The organism is Gordonia sp. NPDC003376 (assembly GCF_053589235.1).
The window spans coordinates 336,712-344,838 of sequence record NZ_JBSFRM010000002.1 but is presented as its reverse complement, the minus strand read 5'-3'; the positions used below and the strand labels follow the sequence as shown (position 1 = coordinate 344,838).

Below are 8,127 nucleotides of genomic sequence, written 5' to 3'. Positions count from 1 at the left end.
CTCCTCAGCGGCTCAACCACCAAACACACACGCCTCGTCGCTGCGCTCCTCAGCGGCTCAACCACCAAACACACACGCCTCGTCGCTGCGCTCCTCGTCGGCTCAACCACCAAACACACACGCCTCGTCGCTGCGCTCCTCGTCGGCTCAACCGCCGTTCTTTGGTGGTCGAGCCGGGACCGAGCCCCAAGGGCGAGGACCCGTGTCGAGGCCCGGTGACCCGACATTGTCGGCAACCACCTCGGAGGTTTCGACACGTCTCGTCGCTGCGCTCCTCAGCGGCTCAACCACCAAACACACACGCCTCGTCGCTGCGCTCCTCAGCGGCTCAACCACCAAACACACACGCCTCGTCGCTGCGCTCCTCAGCGGCTCAACCACCGTTCTTTGGTGGTCGAGCCGGGACCGAGCATCGCGAGGACCCGTGTCGAGACCCGGTGACCCGACATTGTCGGCAACCACCTCAGAAGTGGTCACACGATGATCGAGCAGGTCGTTGTCGCGGTTGGCCACCATTGACCGAGAGTCGGGGGAGACGTACCGTCGGCTCTGGATACGCACGTATCCAGAATTGGGGAACGGGATGGCGGGTCGGAACGGGCACCGCACGAGCCGGGCGCCGACGACGCTGTTCGATCTGGTCACCACGCTGGGGCTGACGAGCGGGGTCGCGAACATCATCATGCAGTTGTCATTACCGCCGGTTGGGTATGGCGTCAACGAGAGCCGTGTGGTGTCGGGGAGTCCGCGCCGCCACCCGATGAAGCGGGCGCGGACCACCGGCCAGTATCTCGTGACGGCGGTGATCGGCACCGCCGCCGACCGTGACCTGATGCGCGCCGAGATCGCCGCGGTACACCAGGCGGTGGTCTCCGGTCCCGACAGCCCGGTCCGCTACAGCGGGAACTCCCCGGATCTACAGAAGTGGGTGGCAGCCTGCCTGTTCCGCTTCTACCTCGACCAGTACACCCTGCTCTACGGCGACCTCGCCGAGCCCGAACTCGACGTGCTGACGCGGGCCGCCGAACCGCTCGCCACCGGCGTCAACGTCCGCGCGAGCGCCTGGCCGACGAGCTGGTCGGAGTTCACCCGGTACTGGGACTCCCGGCTCGGTGAGCTGGCGATCGACCCGCCCGTCCGTGACGACTTCGAGACGCTGTCGAATCTCGAGTTCATCGCCGAGGCGTGGGGACCGCTCGGCAAACCGTTCCCGATGCTGCTCGGGCCGACCTATCGGTATCTGACCCGCGCGAACCTGCCCGCCGACTTCCGCATCCTGATGGGCTGGGACTGGTCGGAGCGTGATGCCCGACGATTCGATCGGGTGAAGACCGTGCTGCGGGTCGCCGACCGGTTCGGCGGACGGGCGTATGTGCGCACCGTCTATCGCCTCCAGCTCGCCGACTTCCGGATTCGGGCTCGATTGGGCGTCCCGGTGCTCGGCCCGCTCCGGGTGTCGGAGGTGCGGATCGCCGACGGCGGCGCGCCCCGGTGGATCACGCGCCGTCGTCCGCGGTGAGGATCAGCGACGGGGGAACGGATTCGGTGTCACCGACAACCCCTGTGCTGCACCCACTTCCGGGCTGAACAGCTCGCCGTTGTGGGTGCTCAGGCCCGCGGCCAGGGTGGGATCGTGGGACAGTGCACGTTCCCAGCCCTGATCGGCCAGCCGGAGCAGATAGGGCAGCGTCGCGCCGGTGAGGGCCTGCGTCGACGTGCGGGCGACGGTGCCCGGCATGTTGGCCACGCAGTAGAAGACGGTGAGTCGTGCACGGTGAACGTCGGATCGTCGTGGGTGGTGGGGTGGGAGCCTGCGAAGCAGCCGCCCTGATCGATCGCGACGTCGACGAGGACCGCCCCTGCACGCATCTGCGCCACCAGTTCGTTGGGCACCAGCACCGGTGCCTTCGCGCCGGGCACCAGGACCGCGCCGATCACCAGGTCGGCGTCGACGACGGCCTCCGCCACCGCCAGGGATGTGCTGTAGCGGGTGTGGACGCGTCCGGCGAAACGTACGTCGACAGCGCGCAGCTTGGCGATGTCGACGTCGAAGACCGTCACCTGCGCGCCCATCCCGACGGCGACGATCGCCGCGTTCATCCCCGCCACGCCGGCGCCCAGGATCACGATGTGGGCGGGTTCGGTGCCGGGGGTGCCGCCCATCAGTACGCCGCGTCCGCCCTCTGACCGCATCAGGTGATACGCGCCGACCTGTGGGGCGAGGCGGCCGGCGACCTCGCTCATCGGTGCCAGCAGAGGTAGGGAGCCGTCGGCGGCACGCACGGTCTCATAGGCGATCGCCGTGGTCCCGGCGGCGAGCAGCGCGTCGGTGCAACCTCGATCGGCGGCCAGGTGCAGATAGGTGAACAGGGTCTGTCCGGCACGCAGACGCGGGTACTCGGCCGGGGTCGGTTCCTTGACCTTGACGATCAGGTCGGCCTGCTCCCACACCTCGCCGGCGGTGGTGAGGATCTGGGCACCGGCCTGCTTGAAGTCGTTGTCGGTGATCGCCGATCCGAGTCCGGCGCCGGCCTGCACGATCACCTCGTGACCGCGGTGGGTCAGTTCGGCGATCCCCGCGGGGGTGGTGGCGACCCGGTCCTCGTGGTTCTTGACCTCGGTGGGGATGCCGATCCGCATGGTGACCTCATTCCTCGGAGGAACTACCCTCGATGGTGAAGTTCCGTCGGGGTTCACGCAACAATTCTGACGATGATTCTCGACAAGGCCTGATCGGTGAAGAACCGGCGACATCGGAGGTGTCCATGACCGAGGAATCGAAGGATGTTCGACCGCAACTCGATCACATCGACCGCCAGATCCTGCGACATCTGCAGGCCGACGCCCGCGTCACCAACGCCGACCTCGCCCATGCCGTCGGGATCGCGCCGTCGACCTGTCACGGGCGTGTGCGTCGCCTCGTCGACCTGAAGGTGATCCGCGGCTTCTTCGCCGACGTCGACCCGGCCGCCGTGGGACGGCCGCTGCGAGCGATGGTCGCGGTGAGCCTGCAATCGGATGCACGTGGTCAGATCCGGCGATTCGTCGCCGACATCACCGGGCACGACGAGGTGATCGACGTATTCTTCCTCGCAGGCAAGGACGACTACCTACTGCACGTCGCCACCGCCGACACCGAGGCGCTGCGACGGTTCGTCGAGCTGCTCAACTCCCGCCGAGAGGTCGCGGGCACCACCACGTCACTGGTGTTCGAGCACCTCCGTGGCGACGCGCCGATCTTCTGAGCGACGCCCCGAACCGGGCGACGGCGGTGGCTGCATAGACTTGACCGCAGCACCCACGACGAAAGGCTGGCATGGCTCAGGGCATCAGGGTTGGCGTCTTCGGTTCCAATGGCAAGGTCGGTCGCGCGATCGTCGCCGGGATCGAGGCAGCCGACGACCTCGTCTACACCGCCGGCGTCGACAAGGGCGACGCACCGGAATTCTTCTCCGACACCGACACCCAGGTCGTCGTCGACTTCACCCATCCCGACGTGGTGATGAACAACCTGAAGTTCTTGATCCAGAACGGGATTCACGCTGTCGTCGGTACCACCGGATTCACCGACGAACGACTCGACCAGGTCCGTGAGTGGTTGTCGGAGGCTCCCGGCGTGGGCGTGCTGATCGCCCCGAACTTCGCGATCGGCGCGGTGTTGTCGATGCGGTTCGCGCAGGCCGCCGCCCGGTTCTACGACTCGGTCGAGGTGATCGAGTTGCATCATCCGAACAAGGCCGATGCGCCGTCGGGAACCGCCTACCGTACCGCCGCGCTGATCGCCGAGGCCCGCGGCGCGGCCGGGGTCGGCAAGAGCCCCGATGCCACCACCACCGAGCTCGAGGGTGCCCGCGGTGCCGAGGTCGACGGTGTGCGTGTGCACTCGATCCGCCTCGCCGGTCTCGTCGCGCACCAGGAGGTTCTGCTGGGCACCCAGGGCGAGACCCTCACCATCCGTCACGATTCGATGGACCGCACCTCCTTCGTCCCCGGCGTGCTGTTGGGCGTGCGCGGGATCGGTGACCGTCCGGGTCTGACCGTCGGGCTCGACGACCTGCTCGATCTCTGACGACGAGGATATCCGCGAACATGGCCGCCGACCCCAAGCCCAAGAAACCCCGCGGGGGTGACGCCCGCCCGACCATCTGGATGATCGGGTTCTTCGTCGTCGCCCTGTGCGTGTACTTCGTGATCCTCGGCAAGCGGGCGATCGACCTGATCGCCGAGGGGACCGCGATCGGGATCGGGCTGGGTCTGGCGGTGCTGTTCCTGCCGCTGCTCGGCGTCTGGATGGTGGTCTCGACGCTGCGGTCGGGGATCGAGCATCAGAAGCTGGCCCGGATCATCTCCGAGCAAGGACGCGAGCTCGACGTGTCGGATCTGCCGCGCCGACCTTCCGGCCGGATCGAACGCGACGCCGCCGACACGCTGTTCGCGCAGGTCAAACAGGAGTGGGAGGCCGATCCCACCGACTGGCGCAACACCTACCGCATCGCCCGCGCCTACGACTACGCCGGTGACCGCGGGCGAGCCCGGCAGATGATGAAGCGTGCCTGCGAGCAGTTCCGCGAGTCTGCGGACGGTCAGGGCGCATGAGCCGGCTGCTGATCGTCCACCACACGCCGTCGCCGTTCTGCCAGGCGATGTTCGAGGCGGTGATCAGCGGGGCGACCGACCCCGAGATCGACGGGGTCGAGGTCGTCCGCCGGGCCGCGTTGTCGGTGACGGCGAGTGACTTCCTTGACGCCGACGGCTACGTCCTCGGAACGCCGGCGAATCTCGGGTACATCAGTGGGGCGCTCAAGCATGCCTTCGACTGCGCCTACTATCCGATCCTGGATTCCACGCGCGGCCGGCCGTTCGGCGCCTACCTGCACGGCAACGAGGGCACCGAAGGCGCCGAACGAGCCATCGACACCATCACCACCGGACTCGGCTGGGAGAAGGTCGCGCAGTATGTGGCGGTGTCGGCGAAACCCGGCAAGGACGATCTCGAGAAGTGCTGGGAGCTCGGTGCGACGGTGGCCGCTCAGCTGATCGAGAGCTGAGCGGCGCAAACCCCAGTTACAACCGAAGCTGGCTCAGCAATCGTCGGGTCGACGGTGCTGGCGCGGCGTCGATGGCCGCCAGCGCGTCCTCGCAGCGCGCGTAGCTCTCCAGGACGAGTTCGTCGAGTCCGAAGGCGCTCGCAAGACGCATCCGAAGCCGCCACGCCGGCTCGCGCAGGGGATCCTCTGCGAGAGTGATCTCGACCAACTCCTTGGATCGGGTGTGGAGCCCCAGGTTATATGCCAGTTCAGCCGCCTGGTATCGGCTCTCGGATACCTTTGCTGCGATCTCGCGGCGACGGATCTCCGCCCATTCGGTGTGGACGCCTACTGCATAGTCGCCGCGCCCGGCGATCTCGAGCATCGTCTCCAGCGTCCGCAGGCGTCGATGGTTCTCCTGTTGGCTCGCCAAGGCGATCATGGTCTCCACCGTCCCGGACTCAGTCTCGATGACGATGTCGCCCGACAAGGAGATCGTCTCGGCATCGGCTTGGAGACCGCACTCCGGAGGGAGGATCACCTTGAGCTGATGAATGGCCTGTCGCAGGTATGCCTGGGCCGATCGTCGGTTGTCGGTGTCGAAAAGACTCGACAACGCCTGCGCCCGGCTGATCGAACCCCCACGGGCCGCGATCAGCGCGAACAGCTCGTTGCTCTTCTTGATACGCGGCGTCACGGTGACGCGGTTGACCTCGATCGACAACGCGCCGAACTCACGCACGAACACCCCCGACGAGGACTGGGTGACCTGTTTGGCGCGACTCGTGCCCAAGACCAGACGTGCAAAGATGTGCCACGGCGTCTCGCTCTCGACCGACGAGTCGATCCGCCGGGAGATCACCTCGGGGAACTCCGCAAGGGCCTTCATGATGGTGTGTTTGGTGCGCTGCTTCCGCGTCGCGTCGAGCGCAAGATCGGCGGCCCGGTCGGCCTCGTCGAAGTGTCCACACCGCCAGCATGCTTCCGCCAGATAGACAGCAGCAGTAGGGAGTTCGAGAATTCTCTCGGAGCGGCTCATCGATTCGACCGCGGCGCGTAATCGTGCCAGGGCACGACGGTCGCGTCCCAGCCGAAGCATGGCGGCGCCATGCCACGTGTCGATCTGCTCGGCCGTCGACGCGTAGAGCCGGGCTGCGGGATTCTGCTCGAGGTCGTCGAGGATCTCTGCCGCACGGAGCGGCCGATCGCGTAACCGCAACTCGGCCTTGGCTTCCGACAGACTGGCAAACATCTCCCAGACGAGTGAGCCTGAGCCGATCGCCATCTCACGGCCCCGGCGAATCGAGTCGAATGCTTCGTCCTCGCGGTTCATCTCGATGAGCAGGTCGGCGCCGATCACCGCATGCAGACTCGCCGTGCCCCAGGAACTCTGCAACGCCTGCTCATACAGTTCGTACGCATCAGCGGTACGGCCGGTGCAGCGAAGCGCTGCGATCCGCCATGGGTCAGACACCGCCCCCGCCCAATTCGAATGCTGTGCTGTGGCCGCGAGCTCGGGACGACCACGCCAGTAGTCGAGCCGGGAGAACAGTCCGTCCATGATCGGATCCGCGTCGGGATCCACATCCCGTCCCGGAGTCAGTGGCTCGTCACCGACCAGGGTGAGCAACATCTCCACCGCGGCGGTCGCGGGCGATTCGTCGGTGGCGGCGAGCACCGCGTGCACGTCGTCGAGTCGGCACGCGTGGTAGTAGCTCCATGCCATCATTGCTGCAGCCCGAGGCGATTCTTCGGCCAGCTTCTCCCGCTCACCGAGGGCCTCGAGCTGGTCGGCGATCCGGGCGCCGCGGCCGTACTCCTCCCGGGCGACGGCGAGCATCAGTTCGCCGGTGGTGAGGGCGCTGGCGGCGCTCGGGCCCTGGTCGCGGAGGAGGTCGAGCCAGCGATCCGCCATGGCGTAGTCGAATCGTTCGATGATCTGTTCGACGGCCACCTCGGCCAGCGGCAGAGCCGATTCGAGCTCGCCGATCTCCAGCATCAGTTCGACGGCGTCGGGGAGTGCCCCCTGGCCCGCCAGCGTGTGCGCGAGCCGGGCCCGTAGTGCGGCGCGACCTGCCGCATCGGTTCTCTCATGCTCGATTGCGAGGCACCGCCGGAAGCACTCGTGGAATCGAATCGACCGACCGTCGGGCGCCCAGCCACCCGGCAGCCGGTACCGGTAGAGCGCGTGCATGTTCGCGGCAGCGTCGGGCAGTCCCATCGCCTCGGCGCCATCGACCGACAGCTCTTCCAGCACCGAACCGGCGAGGACAAAATCTCGCAAACTCGCCGGGAGCGGCGTCAGGATCTGCGTCCAGACATAGGTGAGGAGATCACGTTCGAGCTCTGCAGTCGGCGTCGCGGGCGAGGATCTCGCCATCGACAAGGGCTGAACCCAGCCACCGGTCAGACGAACCAGCTCGCCGTCGCTCATCGAGATGCCCGAGTCGGGTCCGGTCAGCAAGGTGGCTTCCGCCTCGGTGAACGCGAGATCGTCCTCGCCGAGGGCCAGCGTGATCTTCGCGTCACCGCGACCGCCCACGACGCGGTCCAGGCCGTGGCGCGAGATGAGCACCACGGCCAGGTCGACCGGTGCGTATCGGAGCACGCTCTCGAGGACCCGCTCGGCATCCGGTTGGTCGAGCAGGTGCTCCACCTCATCGATCACCAGCACTGCAGCAGTCCCGGCGGCGGCTTCGACAAGCAGCCCCGCACGTTCGGCGTCGGGGACGGCGAATGCGGCGATCCGGGCCGCGACCTCGGCGACCGCGGGGATCGCTCGGCTCAACGCCGCTTCGAGGTAGGTGGTCAGGCGTGCCGACTGGGTGTCGGTGGAGTACAAGGTCAGCCAGGCGAGATGCGGGTGATCGGCCAGCGCGGCAGCGACGGCACAGGTCTTTCCACTCCCGGCAAAGCCGACAACCGGGACCACACCGCCGTTCGCCACGGCCCCGACGATGCGGCGCTCGAGTCGGTTCCGCACGATCTGACCTGTGGTGGTCGGCGGCTGGATCTTGCGTTGGATGATCGGCGTCCGGTTTCGCATGATGAAACCACCATCCGAACTGCTCTTTTCGCATCGATTGAGTTCGCGTTTCGC

Annotated in this window: 6 protein-coding genes and 1 pseudogene; 5 read left to right on the top strand and 2 right to left on the bottom strand. The window is 67.1% G+C overall.

The genetic code is table 11. The features are described from left to right. The first annotated feature begins 583 nt into the window (after positions 1-583). Positions 584-1,519: an oxygenase MpaB family protein gene (locus tag ACWDUA_RS03805; protein ID WP_449749648.1), complete on the top strand. Its 936-nt coding sequence runs from the start codon at positions 584-586 to the stop codon at positions 1,517-1,519. Positions 1,520-1,522: 3 nt separating this feature from the next. Here ACWDUA_RS03805 and ald read toward each other — a convergent pair. Then, positions 1,523-2,640, bottom strand: a pseudogene (gene ald / locus ACWDUA_RS03800) (alanine dehydrogenase). Positions 2,641-2,765: 125 nt separating this feature from the next. Between ald and ACWDUA_RS03795 the strand changes: the two are divergent. The 4 genes from ACWDUA_RS03795 (at position 2,766) to ACWDUA_RS03780 (ending at position 5,048) form a co-directional block, all read left to right on the top strand. Then, positions 2,766-3,245 (top strand): Lrp/AsnC family transcriptional regulator, encoded by a 480-nt coding sequence (locus ACWDUA_RS03795; RefSeq protein ID WP_449749647.1) that lies wholly within the window; start codon positions 2,766-2,768, stop codon positions 3,243-3,245. Between the two features lie 71 nt (positions 3,246-3,316). Continuing rightward, on the top strand, positions 3,317-4,069 hold the full coding sequence (gene dapB / locus ACWDUA_RS03790; RefSeq protein ID WP_449749646.1) for a 4-hydroxy-tetrahydrodipicolinate reductase: 753 nt from the start codon (positions 3,317-3,319) through the stop codon (positions 4,067-4,069). Between the two features lie 20 nt (positions 4,070-4,089). After that, on the top strand, positions 4,090-4,596 hold the full coding sequence (locus ACWDUA_RS03785) for a hypothetical protein (protein WP_449749645.1): 507 nt from the start codon (positions 4,090-4,092) through the stop codon (positions 4,594-4,596). Then, complete coding sequence (locus ACWDUA_RS03780) at positions 4,593-5,048, top strand: flavodoxin family protein (RefSeq protein ID WP_449749644.1); 456 nt, start codon at positions 4,593-4,595, stop codon at positions 5,046-5,048. The genes ACWDUA_RS03785 and ACWDUA_RS03780 overlap by 4 nt, the downstream gene beginning before the upstream one ends. Before the next feature lie 16 nt (positions 5,049-5,064). On the opposite strand, the gene ACWDUA_RS03775 is transcribed toward ACWDUA_RS03780, so the two are convergent. Continuing rightward, entirely contained in the window at positions 5,065-8,073 is a 3,009-nt protein-coding gene (locus ACWDUA_RS03775) for a BTAD domain-containing putative transcriptional regulator (RefSeq protein WP_449749643.1), read from the bottom strand. Between the last annotated feature and the right edge of the window lie 54 nt (positions 8,074-8,127).